General features: G+C 46.9%; 21 protein-coding genes and 1 other RNA gene. 15 read left to right on the top strand and 7 right to left on the bottom strand.

The annotated features are described in order from the left end of the window. Positions 1–24: 24 nt before the first annotated feature. From degS to zapG, 3 genes are all read right to left on the bottom strand, one after another. Entirely contained in the window at positions 25–1,086 is a 1,062-nt protein-coding gene (gene degS, locus HCZ42_RS11260; protein ID WP_167420792.1) for an outer membrane-stress sensor serine endopeptidase DegS, read from the bottom strand. A gap of 133 nt (positions 1,087–1,219) precedes the next feature. After that, positions 1,220–2,587 (bottom strand): DegQ family serine endoprotease, encoded by a 1,368-nt coding sequence (locus HCZ42_RS11255; RefSeq protein ID WP_167420791.1) that lies wholly within the window; start codon positions 2,585–2,587, stop codon positions 1,220–1,222. A gap of 126 nt (positions 2,588–2,713) precedes the next feature. After that, positions 2,714–3,169: a Z-ring associated protein ZapG gene (gene zapG / locus HCZ42_RS11250; protein WP_167420790.1), complete on the bottom strand. Its 456-nt coding sequence runs from the start codon at positions 3,167–3,169 to the stop codon at positions 2,714–2,716. Positions 3,170–3,321: 152 nt separating this feature from the next. On the opposite strand from zapG, the gene zapE reads away from it, so the two are divergent. From zapE to sspB, 8 genes are all read left to right on the top strand, one after another. Continuing rightward, on the top strand, positions 3,322–4,434 hold the full coding sequence (zapE, locus tag HCZ42_RS11245; RefSeq protein WP_167420878.1) for a cell division protein ZapE: 1,113 nt from the start codon (positions 3,322–3,324) through the stop codon (positions 4,432–4,434). Between the two features lie 245 nt (positions 4,435–4,679). Then, entirely contained in the window at positions 4,680–5,108 is a 429-nt protein-coding gene (rplM, locus tag HCZ42_RS11240) for a 50S ribosomal protein L13 (protein ID WP_005372872.1), read from the top strand. Positions 5,109–5,123: 15 nt separating this feature from the next. Continuing rightward, the gene (rpsI, locus tag HCZ42_RS11235; RefSeq protein ID WP_005436094.1) at positions 5,124–5,516 is read left to right on the top strand and encodes a 30S ribosomal protein S9; all 393 of its coding nucleotides are present in this window, start codon (positions 5,124–5,126) and stop codon (positions 5,514–5,516) included. 331 nt (positions 5,517–5,847) lie between these two features. After that, positions 5,848–6,441, top strand: a complete 594-nt coding sequence (gene petA, locus HCZ42_RS11230) for a ubiquinol-cytochrome c reductase iron-sulfur subunit (protein WP_053408987.1) — start codon at positions 5,848–5,850, stop codon at positions 6,439–6,441. After that, entirely contained in the window at positions 6,441–7,706 is a 1,266-nt protein-coding gene (locus tag HCZ42_RS11225; protein WP_167420789.1) for a cytochrome b, read from the top strand. Before petA ends, HCZ42_RS11225 begins: the two co-directional genes overlap by 1 nt. Then, on the top strand, positions 7,703–8,440 hold the full coding sequence (locus HCZ42_RS11220) for a cytochrome c1 (RefSeq protein WP_167420788.1): 738 nt from the start codon (positions 7,703–7,705) through the stop codon (positions 8,438–8,440). Before HCZ42_RS11225 ends, HCZ42_RS11220 begins: the two co-directional genes overlap by 4 nt. A 97-nt stretch (positions 8,441–8,537) precedes the next feature. Then, the gene (gene sspA, locus HCZ42_RS11215) at positions 8,538–9,173 is read left to right on the top strand and encodes a stringent starvation protein SspA (RefSeq protein WP_167420787.1); all 636 of its coding nucleotides are present in this window, start codon (positions 8,538–8,540) and stop codon (positions 9,171–9,173) included. A gap of 9 nt (positions 9,174–9,182) precedes the next feature. After that, positions 9,183–9,653: a ClpXP protease specificity-enhancing factor gene (gene sspB, locus HCZ42_RS11210; RefSeq protein WP_167420786.1), complete on the top strand. Its 471-nt coding sequence runs from the start codon at positions 9,183–9,185 to the stop codon at positions 9,651–9,653. 52 nt (positions 9,654–9,705) lie between these two features. On the opposite strand, the gene HCZ42_RS11205 is transcribed toward sspB, so the two are convergent. From HCZ42_RS11205 to HCZ42_RS11190, 4 genes are read right to left on the bottom strand one after another with little or no spacing between them, the layout of a single operon-like run. Continuing rightward, complete coding sequence (locus tag HCZ42_RS11205; RefSeq protein ID WP_167420785.1) at positions 9,706–10,278, bottom strand: BON domain-containing protein; 573 nt, start codon at positions 10,276–10,278, stop codon at positions 9,706–9,708. A 3-nt stretch (positions 10,279–10,281) separates the two neighbouring features. After that, the gene (locus tag HCZ42_RS11200; protein ID WP_053408982.1) at positions 10,282–10,872 is read right to left on the bottom strand and encodes a phosphoheptose isomerase; all 591 of its coding nucleotides are present in this window, start codon (positions 10,870–10,872) and stop codon (positions 10,282–10,284) included. Positions 10,873–10,875: 3 nt separating this feature from the next. Next, positions 10,876–11,238 (bottom strand): YraN family protein, encoded by a 363-nt coding sequence (locus tag HCZ42_RS11195; RefSeq protein WP_167420784.1) that lies wholly within the window; start codon positions 11,236–11,238, stop codon positions 10,876–10,878. Continuing rightward, complete coding sequence (locus tag HCZ42_RS11190) at positions 11,228–13,042, bottom strand: penicillin-binding protein activator (RefSeq protein ID WP_167420783.1); 1,815 nt, start codon at positions 13,040–13,042, stop codon at positions 11,228–11,230. Before HCZ42_RS11190 ends, HCZ42_RS11195 begins: the two co-directional genes overlap by 11 nt. Before the next feature lie 63 nt (positions 13,043–13,105). Here HCZ42_RS11190 and rsmI point away from each other — a divergent pair, with 63 nt between their 5' ends. The 7 genes from rsmI to HCZ42_RS11155 all read left to right on the top strand — a co-directional run. Continuing rightward, positions 13,106–13,972, top strand: a complete 867-nt coding sequence (rsmI, locus tag HCZ42_RS11185; protein ID WP_167420782.1) for a 16S rRNA (cytidine(1402)-2'-O)-methyltransferase — start codon at positions 13,106–13,108, stop codon at positions 13,970–13,972. 110 nt (positions 13,973–14,082) lie between these two features. Next, positions 14,083–14,512: RNase P RNA component class A (rnpB, locus tag HCZ42_RS11180), an RNA gene on the top strand. Between the two features lie 180 nt (positions 14,513–14,692). Further along, positions 14,693–15,643: a 16S rRNA (cytosine(1402)-N(4))-methyltransferase RsmH gene (gene rsmH, locus HCZ42_RS11175; RefSeq protein ID WP_167420781.1), complete on the top strand. Its 951-nt coding sequence runs from the start codon at positions 14,693–14,695 to the stop codon at positions 15,641–15,643. Positions 15,644–15,649: 6 nt separating this feature from the next. Further along, positions 15,650–15,967, top strand: coding sequence for a cell division protein FtsL (ftsL, locus tag HCZ42_RS11170; protein WP_167420780.1), 318 nt, complete (start codon positions 15,650–15,652; stop codon positions 15,965–15,967). Continuing rightward, complete coding sequence (locus HCZ42_RS11165; RefSeq protein WP_167420779.1) at positions 15,964–17,691, top strand: penicillin-binding transpeptidase domain-containing protein; 1,728 nt, start codon at positions 15,964–15,966, stop codon at positions 17,689–17,691. The genes ftsL and HCZ42_RS11165 overlap by 4 nt, the downstream gene beginning before the upstream one ends. 12 nt (positions 17,692–17,703) lie before the next feature. Next, positions 17,704–19,188 carry a UDP-N-acetylmuramoyl-L-alanyl-D-glutamate--2,6-diaminopimelate ligase gene (murE, locus tag HCZ42_RS11160; RefSeq protein ID WP_167420778.1) on the top strand — a complete coding sequence of 495 codons (1,485 nt, stop codon included), beginning with the start codon at positions 17,704–17,706 and terminating at the stop codon, positions 19,186–19,188. Beyond that, a partial coding sequence (locus HCZ42_RS11155) for a Mur ligase domain-containing protein (RefSeq protein ID WP_254868946.1) occupies positions 19,185–19,480 on the top strand: 296 nt, incomplete at its 3' end. The genes murE and HCZ42_RS11155, both read left to right, overlap by 4 nt.

Here is a 19,480-nt window from a genome sequence, read left to right as displayed (position 1 = left end):
TTATTGTTAGCGTTTTAGCTTTATTTAGTTAGTGTCTTCTGCCACAGTGACACTGAGTGTCATTTCTTCACCTTTACGCAGGATTAAGATATCGACTTTGGAACCGGGTCTTAGCTCGGTGACAATATCAAGCACGCTTTGGCGACCATTCACTTTTTCTCCATCGATCTTCAAGATGATGTCTTGAGCTTCAAAGCCAGCGTCAGCAGCTGGGCCATTCGGGTCAACGCCTAAAACGACGATACCGCCAAGGTGCTCGTTACCGAGCAAGCGCGACGTAACGGAGTTGATATCACGTCCATCGATACCGATGTAACCTCGAATTACGCGTCCGTCAGCAATGATCTTTTGCATAATCTTGTTGGCAAGCTGGTATGGAATGGCGAAAGAGATCCCGTAAGTTTCCAACTCCGTTGCCTGTTGGAAAGAGGCGGTATTGATTCCGACGAGCTCACCACGAGTATTTACTAGAGCGCCACCTGAGTTACCTTCGTTGATCGCTGCGTCCGTTTGAATAAACGCTTGGCGGCCATCAGCACTGATAGAAGAGCGTCCGGTGGCAGAGATAATACCGAAAGTGGTGGTTTGTCCGAGGTTGTACGGGTTACCAATCGCTAACACTATATCGCCTACTTTAGGTGTGTAATTTGGATTGGTTGGAATGACCGGTAGGTTAGTGACCTCGATACGTAGTACGGCAATATCGGTTCGGCGGTCTTTACCGACTAACTGAGCAGCTGCAACGCGTCCGTCTTGAAGAGCAACCACTATCTGGTCGGCTTGGGCAACCACGTGGTAGTTAGTAATGATGTAACCTTTCTCACTAACAATTACGCCAGAACCCAGGCCTTGTGTTAGCAGTTTTGAACGGTCTTTCTCTGCGTATTTACGACTGTAAATGTTAACCACGGCTGGTGCAGCATTACGCACCGCGTGATTAAACGAAATTTGGTCGCGACTGCTAATTTCCGTGTCATCAGAGGTCGAGGGAGGAAAAATATTGCTCCTCAGTGAGGGTACAGCAAGCAGTAGAAGCACTGCCGTGGCTAATCCTAAACCCGCAGAGCGCAATAAAAATTGCAGCATATTTTCCTCATTAAGAATCGTTTGTTATTAAGTTATCGAAGAATATCACTAGTTTAGTTAATAATAAAAGGACAGCTGGATTTCCAGCTGTCCTTTCAGTCACAGGTCTTATTTTTTCTAACCTAACTTTTTTCTAACGAATGACCAGATACAGTGTTCTGTCACCACGTTGAATGTTCAGCGCGAGGACGCCAGTTTGCTTCTCAATTGCTTTGCGGAACTGCGCCAAGTTCTTCACTCTCTGACGGTTAACACCAATGATGATGTCACCTTGTTCCAATTGATACGCAGCCGCATTTGAGCCTTTCTCGACAGCAGCGACTTTGACGCCTTGGACCAAATCTTTCGGTGTGGTGTTGGTTAACTCGGCACCCGATAAGCCTTCATGGAGTTTTTCCGCTGAGGCTTTCATGTTTTGCTGTTCACCAAGCGTCACGTCGAAGTTTTTCTTCTTACCGTCGCGAATCACGCCGAGTGTGATCTCTTTACCTGCACCAAGTGTTGCTACTTTGGCTCGTAGCTCGCTGAATGAGTGGATATTTTTGCCGTTGACCGACACAATAACATCACCTGCTTCTAGTCCAGCTTTATCCGCAGCACTATCTGCAACCACTTGGCTGACAAAGGCACCTTTGCTTGATTCATAACCCAGCGCATCCGCTAACTCGGAGGTAATTTCGCCACCTTGTACGCCTAGCATGCCGCGCTTCACTTCACCGAACTCTAAGATTTGATCGGTAAGATTGGTCATCATATTAGATGGAATCGCAAAGCCGATACCGACGTTGCCGCCATTCGGGCCAAGAATCGCGGTGTTAATACCGATCAGTTCACCGTTGAGGTTAACCAGTGCGCCACCCGAGTTACCGCTGTTGATTGCCGCGTCGGTTTGGATAAAGTTTTCAAAATTTTCGAGGTTGAGACCGCTGCGACCAAGCGCAGAAACAATCCCTGAAGTAACGGTTTGTCCTAAGCCAAACGGGTTACCGATCGCGACAGAGAAATCACCGACACGCAATTTGTCTGAATCTGCGATCTTAATTTCAGTCAGGTTTTTCGCTTTTTCGAGTTTCAGCAAGGCCACGTCTGACATCTGGTCGCCGCCAACCAGTTCCGCGTTGTATTCACGGCCATCATGCAGCTTAACGCGAATTTTTTCCGCACCGTTGATCACGTGATAGTTGGTGACGATATGCCCCTTCTTAGCGTCGATAATGACACCAGAGCCTAAGCCGCGGAATGGGCGCTCTTGCAATTGCTCTGTTGGAAAGTCTGGACCGAAGAAGAAGCGAAACTGGTCCGGGATTTGGCGTTTAGATACCTGAGTACCTTCGACAGAAATGCTCACAACCGCAGGGGTGACTTTCTCAAGCATTGGGGCAAGGCTTGGAAGCTGCTCTCCACCAACAGTTAAAGGTAGTGCCGCAGTGGCGGATAATGGCGTGATGATTGAACTTAAGCTTAAGGATAGGACAGTTAAAGCAAGCAAAGGTTTTTTCATCTGATAACTCCTATTAAGTTAAGGCCTTTGAAATTAATATTTGTATAAAAAATATTAATTCAAGGGACACCTGTGGGAGTTAAGACTCAAAAACCTTTACAAAGTTCACCGTGATGACGGTGATAGTTAAGAAGCTCTTGCAGTAACTACTTGGTCTGAATCAAGAATCTCTTTCTTCTGCTCTTTCAAAAGACCTGTAGCGCCTGATGCGTAATCTTTTGGTGCCTGATCGATAGACTCGTCGTTTTCCGCCTCAATCACTGTTTCTGACTTGGACTGATCCGTTACTTTTTTCACAAACGGGTTATCCTGATCAGGAATGTTAGGCAGTAATTCTGAAGACGTCTTTGTCATGTGTTGGTAGAGCTTAGTGTACTCTCGACCAAGCGAATCAAGCATTTCAGCGGTTTGCGCGAAGTGATCCGCCAAATCTTGTTTCTGTTGTTCCAATTCGAATTTTGCTGTGTCTAATTCTTTTTGGACGCTCTTTTGCTTTTTGTAATCGGGAGTGGTCAAACGAGATATGATAACGCCCAACAGCGTGCCGACAAGCAAACCTACAATGGCATAAATCCAAGGCATAATAGCTCCTTATTGTTGTTATTTAACATGTTTTTCACTGTTAAGTTACACATGTTCTGAAGACATGGTACTATGAGTGATTCAGCCAATAAAGAAAAATGCATGTGCTCTACATAGCAGTTTCAACTCTTCCTCTATAGGTATATGAAGTGATGACTCCCCTACAAATCTATCAAAATGACATAAAAGAGCATGGATTCCAGCAAGATAGCGCTCAACTACAAGCGGTCACTGCTCTCGATAACTTATACCATCAGTTTATTCAGTACATCGAAACTCCGGTAGTAGAAAAAAGCACTGGCTGGAAAAGCTGGTTCAGTAAAAAAAGTCAAGTTGAGGCTCCCGAAGCACCCAAGGGTTTGTATTTTTGGGGCGGAGTAGGGCGCGGGAAAACGTATCTGATGGACACGTTTTTCGATGCATTACCGACGCAAAAGAAAATGCGCGTTCACTTCCACCGTTTTATGTATCGTGTCCATGATGAGCTGAACGCTCTCGGCGATGTGAATGACCCGCTGGAGCTGGTTGCGGATACCTTTAAGGCAGAAGCGGAGATCATCTGTTTTGACGAGTTCTTTGTTTCAGATATTACCGATGCGATGATTTTAGGAACTTTATTCCAAGCGTTGTTTAAGCGTGGCGTTGTTCTAGTGGCGACCTCGAATATCCCGCCGGAAGATTTGTACCGCAATGGATTACAGCGTGTGCGCTTTTTGCCAGCGATTGAATTGATTCAGCGTAATTGCTTGGTGCTTAACGTCGACAGTGGTATCGACTACCGTCTGCGCACGCTTGAACAAGCAGAAATTTATCACTATCCGTTAGATGAACAAGCCAGCAAAAACTTACACCAGTACTTTGAGCAATTGGTTGGTGAAGGCAAGCGTGGTGAAAAACAGATTGAGATTAACCATCGCCAAATCGAAGTCAATGAAACGGCTGAAGGGGTGTTGCACGCGAGCTTTGCCCAGCTTTGTCAGTCTGCACGCAGTCAAAACGACTATATTGAACTATCAAAAATCTATCACACGGTGCTGCTTGCCGATGTAAAACAGATGGACCGCACGATTGATGACGCCGCGCGTCGCTTTATCGCATTGGTCGACGAGTTCTATGAGCGTCACGTTAAGTTGATTATTTCCGCAGAAGTGGCGTTGGAAGAGCTTTATACCAGTGGGCAATTGGAATTTGAGTTTAAACGATGTCAGTCGCGTTTAATCGAAATGCAAAGCCATGATTACTTAGCTAAGGAGCATTTGGCTTAAGCTAGATTCCATCTGGATTATCAGGCAAAAAAAAATGAACTTTTTTGCCAAAAAGAGGTGATTTTTTCAACTGACTTCTCTATAATCCTGCGACCCACCGTTACTGCAGACCTTGATTATCGAAGGTATTTCGACATAACGGGTCGAGAGTGCCAACCACTCGAAGGGGTGTTGACTGGACTCTTAGTCAGTGGGAGCGAAAGCTCCTTAAGTGTAAATTTAAATATTAACGGGTTATTGTTAGCATGAAAACTTTCGTTGCTAAACCAGAAACTGTAAAACGCGACTGGTACGTTGTAGACGCTGAAGGTAAAACTCTTGGTCGTCTAGCAAGTGAAATTGCATCTCGCCTACGTGGCAAACACAAAGCTGAATACACTCCTCACGTTGACACTGGTGATTACATCATCGTTATCAACGCTGAGAAAGTTGCTGTAACTGGCAACAAAGCTAAGAACAAAGTGTACTACCGTCACTCTGAGTTCCCAGGCGGCCTAAAATCAATCACTTTTGAAAAGCTGATCGATCGTAAGCCTGAAATGGCGCTTGAGCTAGCGGTTAAAGGTATGCTACCACGTGGTCCTCTAGGCCGTGCTATGTACCGTAAGCTAAAAGTTTACGCTGGCGCTGAGCACAACCATGTTGCTCAACAACCACAAGTACTAGACATCTAATCGGGGATTTCGAAAATGGCAGAGAATCAATACTACGGCACTGGCCGTCGCAAAAGCTCAGCTGCACGTGTTTTCATTAAACCAGGCAGCGGCAACATCGTAATCAACAAGCGTAGTCTTGATGAGTACTTCGGTCGTCCAACTTCTCGCATGGTTGTTAAACAGCCTCTAGAGCTAGTTGAACTAACTGAGAAACTAGACCTATACGTTACTGTTAAAGGTGGCGGTATTTCAGGTCAAGCAGGTGCTATCCGTCACGGTATCACTCGCGCTCTAATGGAATACGATGAGTCTCTACGTCCTACTCTACGTGCAGCAGGTTACGTTACTCGTGACGCTCGTTGCGTTGAACGTAAGAAAGTTGGTCTACGTAAAGCACGTCGTCGTCCACAGTTCTCTAAGCGTTAATTTCCTCTTTCTGGAAATTCCGCTATTCCGGTTTTTTACTGGAAATTGTGGTTCAAAGCTCGGCTTCATGCCGGGCTTTTTGTTTTTCTACATAAAATAAATCCTTTCTAATTCTCGTTTTCTCGAACTTTTCCCTTACTTATGCCCCTTTTGTGACCTCATAGGCGATTTGCCTCACAGATGTTACAAAAAGGTAGCTTTATCTTGTCAAAAAGTAGGGTTTTATTTATCATTTGCCATCAAATAAATACAACTAAATTCGTATTTTGTTAGCCATGCTCTTTAAGCGGAATAACAAAAATCCAAAAGGAGCAAATGGGAGAATGTTTGGATGAGCAATGCGCCTTTAAATAACGGTCGCAGACGTTTCTTAACTGCTACAACTGCTGTTGTGGGTGGTCTTGGAGCTGCTGCTGTCGCCGTGCCTTTTATTAAATCTTGGAACCCAAGTGAAAAAGCAAAAGCTGCAGGTGCCCCTGTTGAAGTTGATATTAGTAAACTTGAAGAAGGGCAGATGGTTCGTGTTGAGTGGCGTGGTAAGCCTGTATGGGTTGTCCGTCGCGCACAGTCAGTTGTGGATGCACTAAAACAAATCGACGGTCAGCTACGTGACCCAGATTCTGGTGAAGCACAACAACCAGCTTACGCTACCAATGCTTACCGTTCGATTAAGCCTGAATACTTTGTCGCGGTTGGTATCTGTACTCACCTTGGCTGTTCACCGACCTATTTACCTGACAGTTTTAGTGAACAAGTGCAGGGTGTTAAATCAGGTTTCTTCTGCCCTTGTCACGGTTCTAAGTTCGATATGGCTGGCCGTGTATTCCAGGGTGTACCAGCTCCATTAAACCTAGTCGTTCCAAAGCACATGTATCTGAGTGATACCAAGATCATCGTTGGTATTGACGAAGAAGGGGAGGCATAATGCAAGCTCTACTTGATTGGGTAGAAAAACGCATACCCGCAATGAATGCGTACAAAAAGCACCTTTCTGAGTACCCGATGCCAAAGAACTTTAACTTCTGGTATCTGTTCGGCTCGCTAGCGATGCTTGTATTGGTTAACCAAATCCTAACGGGTATTTGGCTAACCATGAACTACGTACCGTCTGGTGACGGTGCATTCGCTTCTATCGAATACATCATGCGTGATGTTGAGTACGGTTGGCTACTTCGCTATATGCACTCAACTGGCGCTTCTGCATTCTTCGTTGTTGTTTACCTGCACATGTTCCGTGGCCTCATCTACGGTTCATACCAGAAGCCTCGTGAGCTACTGTGGATCTTCGGTATGTTGATCTTCTTGGTGCTGATGGCTGAAGCTTTCATGGGTTACCTACTACCATGGGGTCAGATGTCTTACTGGGGTGCTCAGGTAATTATCTCTCTATTCGGTGCTATCCCAGTTATCGGTGATGACCTAACACTATGGATTCGTGGTGACTACGTAATCTCTGGTGCGACGCTGAACCGTTTCTTTGCACTGCACGTAATCGCGCTACCAATCGTTCTTCTGCTGCTCATCGTCTTGCACGTATTGGCACTGCACGAAGTGGGTTCAAATAACCCAGACGGTATCGAAACCAAGCTACCGAAAGGTTCGATGGGCGACGACTACAAGACTCAGTTCAAGTTCCACGACTACTACACTAAAAAGTACGACATCATCGACTCAATTCCTTTCCACCCTTACGGTACGGTTAAGGACATGGTAGGTGTAGCTGGATTCTTGTTCCTGTTCTGTTACGTGCTGTTCTTTAACCCAGAGATGGGCGGTTACTTCCTTGAGCCACCTAACTTTGAAGCGGCAAACCCACTGAAAACACCACCACATATTGCCCCTGTTTGGTACTTTACTCCGTTTTACGCGATTCTGCGTGCGGTTCCAGACAAGCTACTAGGTGTTGTCGCCATGGGTGCGTCGATTGTGGTTCTGTTTGTTCTGCCTTGGTTAGACCGTTGTAAGGTACGTTCTTACCGTTACCGCAGTAAGTTCCATTTATTTAATATCATCCAATTTACGATCAGCTTTATCGCGCTAGGTATCTTAGGTGCGCTTCCAGCGACACCAACTTACACGCTCCTAGCTCAGATCTTCAGCTTAGCCTACTTCATGTTCTTCGTGCTGCTGTACTTCTACAGTAAGAACGAAGCGACTAAGCCACTACCAGAAAGGGTGACATTCAAATGAAAAAATGGATTGTAATTTTATTTGCAATGCTGCCTTCTCTGGCGATGGCAGCAGGTGCTAATGTTCCACTAGATAAAGCAAACAATGACTTATCGGATCAGGCGTCTCTTCAGAACGGTGCAAAATTGTTTATGAACTACTGTTTCGGTTGTCACTCTGCTCAGTATCAACGTTACGAGCGAGTTGCTCGTGACATTGGTATCCCAGTTGAGCTGATGAAAGAAAATCTAATTTTCGACCCAGAAGCAAAAGCGGGTGACTTGATGGAAAACGCAATTCCTGATAAGTCAGCAGCGAAATGGTTTGGTGCTCCACCGCCGGATCTAACATTGGTTGCTCGTGTTCGTGGTGCGGATTGGCTATACACTTACCTGCGTTCTTTCTACGCAGACCCAACACGTCCATTTGGCGTGAACAACATCGTCTTCCCAAGCGTTGGTATGCCACACGTATTGGAAGAGCTACAAGGTATTCCTCAGCCTATTTTTGAAACCAAAATGGTTAATGGCGAAGAACACCAAGTTGTTGTGGGTGTGGAATCAGACGGTACGGGCGAGCTAAATACTGAAGAGTATGACAACGCTGTACGCGATTTGGTGAACTTCCTGGAGTACTCAGGTGACCCTGTGAAGCTAGAGCGCCACGCTTTAGGGTGGTGGGTAATGGGTTTCCTAGTTATCTTCACTATCGTTGTAGTACTGTTGAAGAAAGAGTATTGGCGTGATGTGCACTAATTGTGCTATTATGCCGTGCTAATTCCAAATTTTTTAACTATACAATGGAGGCTTAGCCTCCATTGTTTTTATCGTTGTAAGTGTGCTGGAGGGCTCCATGGCTGTAGCTGCCAATAAACGTTCTGTGATGACTCTATTTTCAAGTGCATCTGATATGTATAGCCATCAGGTACGTATTGTTCTGGCTGAGAAAGGTGTAAGTGTTGAAGTAGAGCTTGTTGATGAAGCAAATCTACCTGCTGAGCTTATTGAGCTTAACCCATACAAAACAGTACCTACTCTAGTTGATCGAGAGCTAGCGCTTTATGACTCAAAGATCATTATGGAATACCTAGATGAGCGTTTCCCTCATCCACCTTTGATGCCTGTTTACCCGGTTGCACGTGGTAACAGTCGTCTGATGATTTACCGTATCGAGAGAAACTGGTACACATTGGCTGAGAAAGTCGTAAAAGGTAGCGCTGAAGAATCGGAATCTGCACGTAATAAACTACGTAACGACCTGTTGACTCTAGCGCCAGTGTTTGCTGAATACGAATACTTCATGAGTGAAGAATTCAGCTTGATTGATTGTTACCTAGCACCACTATTGTGGCGCCTACCTCAACTAGGTATCGAGCTTACTGGTCCTGGCTCTAAAGAGCTAAAAGTGTACATGAACCGAGTATTCGAGCGTGATTCATTCCTTGCTTCTCTAACAGAAGCTGAACGTGAAATGCGTCTGTCTCGTTAATCAAGGCTAATGGATATTGCAAATATGACACCACGTCGTCCGTATATGCTTCGAGCATATTATGAGTGGCTGGTGGACAATGATTTAACGCCGCATTTAGTCGTAGCGGCGATGCTTCCAGGGGTACGAGTTCCGGAAGAGTTTATTCAAGATGGACAAATCATTTTGAATATTGCTCCGCGAGCTGTGGGGAACTTGGAGCTTGGCAATGAAGCGATCACGTTTAATGCTCGTTTCGGTGGTCGACCACATTCAGTGATTGTGCCACTTTATGCCGTACAAGCGATTTATGCTCGTGAAAATGGTGCAGGAACCATGTTTGAACCTGAAGAAGGTTACATGGATGAGTTTGAAGAAGGGCTTATTGAGGAAGAAGATACAACCTCTTTAGCCGAAGCAAGCGCTGAACACAGCGACGCGGATTCTGATAGCGAGCCTCCAAGACCCAAAGGTCGTCCAAGCTTACGAGTCGTGAAATAAAAAAAGCAGCGTTTACCGCTGCTTTTTTCTTACCTGAAAATCTGATTTAAGACTATTCGTCACCGTATTGAAACGCCTTGATCACCTGTTTCACTCCAGAGATGTTTCGCGCTACTTCAGCTGCGATATCCGCATGCTCTCGAGAAACGTACCCCAGCAAGTAAACTTCGTTATCTTCAGTAATCACCGAGACTTTTACGCCGTTAAGTTCAGACTTCGCTAATAGGGCAGATTTCACTTTGGTTGTGATCCAGCTGTCGTGGCTGATGTTACCCATCGATAGTGGTCGTTTAACCTTGAGTTGGTTGTAAACGGTAGAGACACCTTTTACCTGACGGGCTTTTTCCCCAAATTGAGTCTTGAGGTCTTCTGTCGCAGCTTGGCCGATGAGAATCACTGTACCGTTGTAAGAGCTGGCTGTAACACGGGTGTCGGTGCGGAACGGAGGCTTATTCGCCAATCCCATAATTTCCAATTCGAGGTTACTATCATTCCAAATTTCTTTGGTGGTTCTAGGATCCGTGACGATATTTGCTGTAGTCGCCGCGCCCGCAACAAACAAACCTGCACAACCAGTGACAGACAGGGCGAAAAAGCTCAGAACTAAGGCTCTCAGTAGCGTCATCATTTACTCTTCGTGGGTTGGGAATAGCACTTGGTCAATAAGATCGCACAAGCAGTGAAGTGTCACCATATGCACTTCATGAATTCTTGCCGTTCTGTGAGACGGGATGCGAATTTCAACATCATTTTCCCCCAACAGACCCGCCATTTCACCGCCGTCTTTGCCGGTCAGTGCGATGATGGTCATGTCGCGAGTGACCGCCGCTTCCATCGCTTTAATCACGTTTTTACTGTTACCGCTGGTTGAAATGGCGAGTAGAATATCGCCAGTCTGACCAAATGCACGAACTTGTTTGGAAAAGATTTCTTCATAATGGTAGTCGTTCGCGACCGCAGTCAGAGTGGTGTTGTCGGCGGTTAGTGCCATCGCTGGCAAGCTAGGGCGTTCGGTTTCAAAGCGGTTGAGCAAGCAAGAGACAAACTGTTGAGCATTCGACGAGGAGCCCCCGTTACCGCAACAGAGAATTTTATTGCCGTTGAGCAAGCTCACGACCATCGCCTGTGCTGCATGGGTGATAGCATCTGGCAGCGCTTCCGCTGCTGCTATTTGGATCTGAATACTTTCTTTGAAACTGTCTTTAATGCTATCGAGCATCGATTATCCTTGAGTTATTGCGTTTTTAATCCACTCTACTTGCTGTCCTTGGCGATGGATAGCGACGACGTCAAAGCGGATATCTGTTGAATAGATGGACTTGCCTTGCTTCATCAGCCAAATGTTGGCGGCTTTATAAAGCTTTTGAGCTTTGTGGTGGGTGACCGTTTCGGCTGCGTGGCCATAGGCTTGACTATTTCGGTAACGAACTTCGACAAACACTGTGGTTGGGCCATCGCGCATTATCAGGTCTAACTCTCCACTTTTGGTGTGAAAGTTTCGCTCAATTAACACGAGGCCGCAAGCAGATAGATGTTTTTCTGCTGCGGCTTCGTAATGTTGGCCTTTGGCGCGTCTATTGAACATCACCGTGTTCGGCCCAACTGATCTCACGTTGAACGACACAGTTTTCGTCAATGGATAAAACCCCTGTGTTGCCGTCAATCGTGTAGCTTGGTACGACTTTCATCTGCGGTAAGTGCTCTGTCAAACGGTACGCGTCCATGCCAAGCGCCTGCAGTCTCATTTCAGCGTAAGAACCTTTTGGCCACAACTCTTCCATTTGCGCTTTCAGCGCTGCATCTGGATGGATCAGCAATGGGATGTCGCTGTAGGTTACGCCTGTCAGGTCTTCGTACTGATGACGACTGGTGTTACTGCGTGAGTTTGAGAACAGTTTCGGTGGCGTTGTATCTGGGTTAATGGCAACTTCGATAAACGGCTTGATCAGAGTTAAATCTGCGTTGCTGGCAACAATGTAAACCGCGTCGATATCGCGTCGGCTTCTAGGCTGACTCTCTAGCGACGTGCGTAGCAGTGAGTTCATTTGTGCGATATTTTGCTGACTCTCTTGTAAGCCAAAGACTTTATTGATGTTGCGTTGCAATTGGCGTTTATCGCCAAACAAGTTAACTGCCACTTTGTTTGAGCTGTGTTTTGTCCACTCTTGTTCAAACGCTTCGACTACACGCTCACCAAGGCGACCTTGTGGAGCCAGAATCAGTGGGTATTGATAGCCTTCAGCCGCTAAGTGTTTGGCTGCTTGGGCGACTTCTTGTTCTGGAGACAGTGCAAGGTAGCAAGTGCTGACGTTAGGTTCGATGTCCTCTGGAATGTTCAGCGCTAGCATAGGCACGGGCTGTGCAAAGTTCTCTTCGGCTTTTTGTAGTTTCTCAATGTTGTCCTTGATCAGCGGACCAACGATAAAGTCGATGTTCTTTTCAATCAGTTGTTGCTCAAGCTGAGGAATCGTAATCGCGTTGGTATCGATGACGGTCAGTGTTGCGTTTTCATCACGCTCTTTATCGTTCATCAGTTCCAACATAAAGCCGTCACGAATCAACTGTGCTTGCTTAGCAAATTTGCCGGACAACGGTAACAACAGAGCGGTGTTAACCGGTTTTACCATCTCTAGCGAAAGGATGTCGCTGATCGCTTGAGGCGTATATTTTGCCGCTGGGTGCGTTGGATTTGCCGCTAGCCAGTTTTCAAACGTCGCTTGAAGTTGAGACAACGAGTGAGCGTATTTTTTGTTATACGCTGCGAGTTGTACCCAACCTGCGAGCACAGCGTCAGAAGTCTGTGTACTTAATGAATCCAGTTGTGCTGCAGAGTATTGCGTCAGGTTGTTCCAGATGCTGTTAGAGATAAACTGCTGCTCTGACTGCGCGGTAAACTGGCTTTCGAACGTCAATTCACGCGCTGCTTCATAGAAGTTACTTTGAGCCGTGTACAGAGATGCACGAAGTTGGTGGTATTCTTTCCACTGTTGTTGTGGCAATTGCCACTCAGGACGGAAGTTCAGTAGAGAGAGTGCGTCGTCTTGCTTGTCCTGCTTAATCAACAGTTCTGCGCGCGTTAGTTGCCACTCTGCTTGTTGAGTTTCGGTGAGAGATTGACGAGCGAGACGTTTTACTAATAATTCTGCTTGCGTAACGTCACCAGTTTCAACCGCCGCTTTTAGCGCCATGATCAACCAGTCGTTTTGTTGACTCCCCGTCGTGCTGTCGGCACGCATCAGGTAAGTTTGCGTTGGTTGATTTGGTGCGAGAGTAATATCAACTCGCTGGCTGGTTGATGGTGACGTTGAACACGCTGTCAATGCAACAGCAAGGGCTACAGGAGAGAGTAAGCGTGTTACACTGAGTCGCTTATGGTTTTTCATGGCCATGAGTTCTTACTTAATTCCGTATAAAATTGTGTCTATATTAATCGTTGAAGTGATGGTAAACAAATGACAGATAACAAAACCTTACCAACAGAGATCCCAACTCTCTACATTGTGCCAACTCCAATCGGCAATTTAGGCGATATCACTCAACGAGCATTGGACGTGTTATCTAACGTCGATCTAATTGCAGCTGAAGATACCCGTCATACAGGTAAGCTACTATCTCACTTCGGTATTCAAACTAAAACCTTTGCTCTCCATGATCATAACGAGCAGCAAAAAGCGCAAGTATTAGTTGAGAAACTTAAAGCAGGAAACTCGATTGCATTGGTTTCTGACGCGGGTACCCCACTCATTAGTGATCCAGGATACCATCTTGTGACGCAGTGTCGTCAGGCGGGCGTTAAAGTTGTTCCACTTCCTGGTGCGTGTGCTGTCGTTACTGCATTGAGTGCGTCTGGGTTGCCGTCGGATCGCTTTAGCTTTGAAGGCTTTTTACCAGCCAAAAGCAAAGGTCGAAAAGACAAATTCCTAGAAATCGCTAAAGCAGAGCGTACCTGTATCTTCTACGAATCGCCACATCGTATTTTGGACTCTTTGGCGGATATGCTTGAGATCCTCGGCCCTGAGCGTGAAGTTGTGTTGGCGCGCGAACTGACCAAAACTTTTGAGACTATCCAAGGTATGCCATTGGGAGAGTTGGTTGAGTGGGTGAGTTCCGATGAAAATCAACAAAAAGGTGAGATGGCGTTACTGATCCACGGCTACCGCGCCAACAATGTTGACAACGCTTTGCCAGATGAAGTCACGCGCACCTTGTCGATCATGACCAAAGAGCTGCCGCTGAAAAAAGCCGCCGCGCTTACTGCTGAAATCTATAACCTGAAGAAAAATGCTTTGTATAAATGGGGCTTAGAAAACTTAGACTAAACCTCATAAAGTGGTCTGGGTGGATAAAAAACCATCAATTGAAGCGTTTGTTTCATCATATCTGTGATCTCGCTAGACACACCCCATCAATCTCTATACAATCCGCCCTCGGAGTTGACTGGGTAGTCGCTGCTTTGTTGATGTCCTTCGGGAGACTGACGTTGAGGTCCTTTGGGAGACTGACGTTGACGTCCTTCGGGAGACTGACAAAGGGGAGGAAAGTCCGGGCTCCATAGAGCAGGGTGCCAGGTAACGCCTGGGGGGCGCAAGCCTACGACAAGTGCAGCAGAGAGAAAACCGCCGATGGCCCGTAAGGGATCAGGTAAGGGTGAAAGGGTGCGGTAAGAGCGCACCGGACGACTGGCAACAGTTCGTTGCAGGGTAAACTCCACCCGGAGCAAGACCAAATAGGCCTCCACATTGCGTTGCTCGCGTAAGGAGGCGGGTAGGTTGCTTGAGCCAGTGAGCGATTGCTGGCCTAGACGAATGGCTACCGCCGCGCAAGCGGAACAGAACCCGGCTTACACGTCGGCTCCACCTATTCGAAACCCATCGTAACTTCACCGTTATGATGGGTTTTTTGCTTTTAATTGACCAAATTTAATTTACAAGCATTAAACTTAGCGCAAAATCACGTGTTGCTGTCGTATTCAGGTGGCGATAACCTTTCAAATGGGTACACTGATGAGTCCGGCTACGTGACGCTGAAACGAGATTACTATGACCGAAGCATTTAAACACATTTCTGTATTACTTCATGAATCAATCGATGGGCTGGCGATTAAACCAGATGGTACGTATATCGATGGTACATTCGGTCGTGGTGGTCATAGCCGTCAGATATTATCCAAGCTTGGTGAAAATGGTCGTTTATTTAGTATCGACCGTGACCCGCAAGCGATTGAAGAAGCTAAAAAAATCGATGATCCTCGCTTTACCATTATTCACGGTCCTTTCTCTGGTATGGCGGAATATGCGCAACGGTACGACCTAGTTGGTAAGGTTGATGGTGTACTACTTGATTTGGGCGTTTCTTCTCCTCAGTTAGACGACGCCGAGCGCGGTTTTAGCTTTATGAAAGACGGTCCGTTAGATATGCGTATGGACCCGACATCAGGTATCCCAGTGTCACAATGGTTGATGGAAGCGGATCTTGATGACATCACTTGGGTGATTCGTGAATTCGGTGAAGATAAACACGCTCGCCGTATCGCTAAAGCTATCGTTGCGTATCGTGAAAACGAAGAAAACGAACCACTGACGCGTACAGGTCAATTGGCAAAACTGATTTCAGACGCAGCGCCAAAAAGCTTCAAAGAGAAAAAACATCCGGCGACTCGTGCTTTTCAGGCTTTTCGTATTTACATCAACAGTGAGTTGGAAGAAATTGATACCGCATTGAAAGGCGCGGCGAGCATTCTTGCTCCTCAAGGTCGACTGTCAGTGATCAGTTTCCACTCGTTGGAAGATCGCATGGTTAAACGCTTTATCCGCAAAGAGAGCAAAGGACCAGAAGTGCCACACGGAATCCCTCTGACCGAAGAACAAATCAAAGCGCTGGGTAGCGCGAATTTGAAAGCGGTAGGTAAAGCAATCAAACCGTCAAAACAAGAAGTTGAAGTCAACACTCGTTCTCGCAGCTCAGTATTACGTATCGCAGAAAAACTCTAATCGCCAATGAGTAAGCAGACCCACAACTTAGCCAAATTGATAGCGCTTGACCTACTGACAGTAGGACGAGTCCCTCTTGTCATATTGGTTTTGATCTTTGCCAGCGCAATGGGCGTGGTGTTTACCACTCACCACACACGTCAGGCGATCACTGAAAAAGATCAAGCGCTTGTTGAGCGTGAACGCTTGGATAGCGAGTGGCGAAACTTACTGTTGGAAGAAACGGCGCTGGCGGAACATAGCCGCGTTCAGTCTGTTGCAAAAGACGAACTTGAAATGAAGCGTCCGGAATCAGATAAAGAAGTTGTTATTCATCTCCCATGAGCACAAAAAAAGTCACACCAGTAAAGAAACAGGAAGCAGAACAACCAGTAACGTTGATTCGTTGGCGTTTTTATTTGGTGTTGTTCTTTGTCTTTTGTGCTTTTGCCGCCTTAGTCGGTCGTATCGGCTATATCCAAATTGTCGAGCCCGATAATCTTATCAAACAAGGTGATCTGCGCTCTGTCAGGGCAAAAACCCTACATTCTGCACGCGGTATTATCTCTGATCGCAATGGTGAACCACTTGCGGTGAGTGTCCCTGTCGAAGCCGTATGGGCTGACCCGGTAACCATCTTTAAAGAAGGTGGCTTGCGTGATATCGACCGCTGGCACGCGCTCGCGGACGTATTAGGTCTGAAACGTGACGACCTGATCAACAAGATTAACGACAATAAATCCCGCCGCTTTATTTATCTTCAGCGCCAAGTTAGTCCGGCTATGGCTCATTACATTCGTGAGTTGCGACTGTCTGGTATTGGCCTAAAAGCCGAGTCTCGTCGTTACTACCCAGCAGGTGAGGTTAGTGCTCACTTAGTTGGCGTGACTGGTATCGACGGGCATGGTCTGGAAGGCGTTGAGCGCAGCTACGATAAATGGCTTACTGGTGAAGCGGGCAAACGCATTATCCGTAAAGACCGTTATGGCCGCGTAGTCGAAAACATCTCACTGGAAGAACGTGAAGAAGGCAAGCCGCTGCAATTAACTATCGACCAGCGTATCCAAGCGATCGCTTACCGAGCGATTAAGCAGGCGGTGGCCGATTACCGCGCCACCTCTGGCTCTGCGGTTATTCTTGATGTGAAGACCGGCGAAGTATTAGCGATGGTCAACGCGCCATCTTACAACCCGAACAACCGCTCAGATCTACAGTCGGCGAAAATGCGTAACCGCGTTATTACCGATGCGTTTGAACCAGGCTCGACAATTAAACCGTTTGTGGTACTCGCCGCGCTGGAAAACGGAGTGGCGAACGATAAAACTGTTATCGACACCGGACGTGGGGTTATGCAGATCGGTGGTAGCCGCGTACGGGATGTTTCCAAAGTTGGTAAAGCCGACCTCACAACCATCTTGAAAAAGTCGAGTAACATCGGTGTGGCGAAGCTGGCTCTTGATATGCCGTTAGAAGCGCTGCTGGGAATGTACAGCTCGGTCGGTTTTGGTCAGGTTTCTGGTTTGAACCTCGTTGGTGAGACTCAAGGCATTTTTCCTAACCGCCGTCGTTGGTCGAAGTTTGAGATCGCGACGCTCTCGTTTGGTTATGGTCTAACCATTACTCCGCTGCAACTTGCGCATGCTTATGCCACGCTGGGTAACTTAGGTAAGTACCAGCCTGTTCATATTATTGAAAACAATCAGCAAGACTTCTCAAAACAAGTTATTGATCGTGAGAACGCACGTAAAGTTCTTGCTATGCTTGAGACGGTTACGCAACCAGGCGGTACAGCGACAAAAGCTGCGGTTCCGGGATATCGCGTGGCGGCAAAAACAGGCACATCACGTAAAGCGATCGCAGGTGGCTATGGCGATGAATATTTCGCTTACACCGCGGGTATTGCTCCAGCAAGTGACCCGAGAGTGGCTTTGGTGGTGGTGGTCAACGAACCGCAAGGCGATAACTACTACGGTGGTTCGGTTGCGGGGCCTGTATTCTCAGAGATTTTAAAAGGCACGCTGCAAATACTCAACGTGGCGCCTGACGAAAACAGATTTAAAGATAATTAATTGAGAGACTCTATGTCTATACAACTCACACTCTCGACATTACTCGAACCGTGGGCGGAACTTCCGACAACGCCTACCGATGAAGTGATGGTTTCTCATTTGGAATTAGATAGCCGAAAGGTGACTCAAGGCACAACGTTTGTTGCGATTAAAGGTCATGCGGTAGATGGTCGTGACTATATTGCGTCTGCCATCGAGCGTGGTGCTAACGCGGTGATCGCCCAAGCGAGCGATACCCACAGCCATGCTCATGTTGAGTTCCATGGCAATGTTCCTGTTGTTTACATTGAAGAGCTAGACAAAGAGCTGTCTGCGCTGGCTGCACGTTTGTATCCCCTAAACAACATGCAGTTGATTGGTGTGACAGGCACCAACGGCAAAACCACCATTACTCAACTCATCGCTCAGTGGCTTGAACTGGTTAACCAACGTGCCGCTGTGTTGGGGACAACGGGAAATGGTTTCTTAGACGCACTACAACCAGCTGCGAATACGACCGGTAACGCCATTGAAATTCAGTACACGCTGGCCGAGTTAGAGACACAAGGTGCGCAGTACACTGCGATGGAGATTTCATCGCATGGGTTAGTGCAAGGGCGCGTTAAGACGCTGCCATTTAAAGCTGGTGTGTTTACCAACCTCAGTCGAGACCACCTCGACTACCACGGTACGATGAAAGAGTACGAGCGCGCTAAGCTGTCACTATTCACTCAGCACCTTTGTGAAACTCCAGTGATCAATATTGACGATCCAGTCGGTGCAAAATGGGCGCTACAACTAGACAATACGTTGGCAGTCTCTCTTAAGCCCACTCAGGCGAAAAACGCGGTTTACGCCAAACATGTCGAGTACTCAGAAGAGGGAATCTCCCTTGCGTTCACGGGCAGCTTTGGTGACGGTGAATTTACCGTACCACTAATCGGTGAGTTCAATGCAAATAACGTATTGGTTGCGTTCGCTACACTACTCGCTTTAGGTTTTGACAAGCAACAACTGATTGAGTCAGCAAGCGAGTTGAAACCGGTTCTTGGCCGTATGGAACTGTTCCAACGCGAAGGTAAAGCCAAAATTGTCGTCGATTATGCACACACACCTGATGCGTTAGAAAAAGCTTTGCTAGCACTGCGCGTACATTGTACTGGCAAGCTATGGGCGATCTTTGGTTGCGGCGGGGACCGAGATACAGGTAAGCGTCCAATGATGGCGAGTATCGGTGAACGGTTAGCCAACAAAGTGATTCTGACTGACGATAACCCGCGTAGCGAGTCTCCTCAGTTGATCGTCCAAGATATGCTCGCGGGTATGAATCAGCCGAGCGGAGCAATTGTCGAGCACGAGCGTTTTAAAGCGCTGCAACACGCGTTGAACAACAGCAGTGAGAACGACATTATTTTGCTCGCAGGTAAAGGACACGAAGATTATCAAGTGCTGGCGACAGAAACGGTACATTACTCAGATCGAGAGTCTGCAATGCAACTATTGGAGCTGAGTCAATGATCACCTTGATGCTTTCTCAGTTAGTTGACGTGCTCGACGCGCAGCTTATTGGTGATGATGTTGCGATTGATAAAGTCTCAACCGATACCAGAACCATTGAATCTGGCTCACTGTTTGTTGCATTAGTCGGCGAGCGTTTTGACGCTCACGACTTTGCCGATAAGGCGGTTGAAGCGGGCGCTAGCGCACTATTAGTCAGCAAAGCGATTGACGCCAATACGCCTCAGTTGCTAGTAAAAGATACTAAGGTTGCGCTGGGTTTGTTGGGACAGTTTGTTCATCAAGTCTGCCA

The organism is Vibrio hepatarius (assembly GCF_011806575.1).
Classification (GTDB): Bacteria; Pseudomonadota; Gammaproteobacteria; order Enterobacterales; family Vibrionaceae; genus Vibrio; species Vibrio hepatarius_A.
The sequence above is the reverse complement of the archived record's forward strand: the minus strand, read 5'-3'. Positions and strand labels throughout refer to the sequence as shown.

Coding starts and splice junctions, on each gene's coding strand:
- degS (WP_167420792.1), bottom strand. CDS start 1,086: ATGCTGCAATTTTTATTGCGCTCTGCGGGTTTAGGATTAGCCACGGCA.
- HCZ42_RS11255 (WP_167420791.1), bottom strand. CDS start 2,587: ATGAAAAAACCTTTGCTTGCTTTAACTGTCCTATCCTTAAGCTTAAGT.
- zapG (WP_167420790.1), bottom strand. CDS start 3,169: ATGCCTTGGATTTATGCCATTGTAGGTTTGCTTGTCGGCACGCTGTTG.
- zapE (WP_167420878.1), top strand. CDS start 3,322: ATGACTCCCCTACAAATCTATCAAAATGACATAAAAGAGCATGGATTC.
- rplM (WP_005372872.1), top strand. CDS start 4,680: ATGAAAACTTTCGTTGCTAAACCAGAAACTGTAAAACGCGACTGGTAC.
- rpsI (WP_005436094.1), top strand. CDS start 5,124: ATGGCAGAGAATCAATACTACGGCACTGGCCGTCGCAAAAGCTCAGCT.
- petA (WP_053408987.1), top strand. CDS start 5,848: ATGAGCAATGCGCCTTTAAATAACGGTCGCAGACGTTTCTTAACTGCT.
- HCZ42_RS11225 (WP_167420789.1), top strand. CDS start 6,441: ATGCAAGCTCTACTTGATTGGGTAGAAAAACGCATACCCGCAATGAAT.
- HCZ42_RS11220 (WP_167420788.1), top strand. CDS start 7,703: ATGAAAAAATGGATTGTAATTTTATTTGCAATGCTGCCTTCTCTGGCG.
- sspA (WP_167420787.1), top strand. CDS start 8,538: ATGGCTGTAGCTGCCAATAAACGTTCTGTGATGACTCTATTTTCAAGT.
- sspB (WP_167420786.1), top strand. CDS start 9,183: ATGGATATTGCAAATATGACACCACGTCGTCCGTATATGCTTCGAGCA.
- HCZ42_RS11205 (WP_167420785.1), bottom strand. CDS start 10,278: ATGACGCTACTGAGAGCCTTAGTTCTGAGCTTTTTCGCCCTGTCTGTC.
- HCZ42_RS11200 (WP_053408982.1), bottom strand. CDS start 10,872: ATGCTCGATAGCATTAAAGACAGTTTCAAAGAAAGTATTCAGATCCAA.
- HCZ42_RS11195 (WP_167420784.1), bottom strand. CDS start 11,238: ATGTTCAATAGACGCGCCAAAGGCCAACATTACGAAGCCGCAGCAGAA.
- HCZ42_RS11190 (WP_167420783.1), bottom strand. CDS start 13,042: ATGGCCATGAAAAACCATAAGCGACTCAGTGTAACACGCTTACTCTCT.
- rsmI (WP_167420782.1), top strand. CDS start 13,106: ATGACAGATAACAAAACCTTACCAACAGAGATCCCAACTCTCTACATT.
- rsmH (WP_167420781.1), top strand. CDS start 14,693: ATGACCGAAGCATTTAAACACATTTCTGTATTACTTCATGAATCAATC.
- ftsL (WP_167420780.1), top strand. CDS start 15,650: ATGAGTAAGCAGACCCACAACTTAGCCAAATTGATAGCGCTTGACCTA.
- HCZ42_RS11165 (WP_167420779.1), top strand. CDS start 15,964: ATGAGCACAAAAAAAGTCACACCAGTAAAGAAACAGGAAGCAGAACAA.
- murE (WP_167420778.1), top strand. CDS start 17,704: ATGTCTATACAACTCACACTCTCGACATTACTCGAACCGTGGGCGGAA.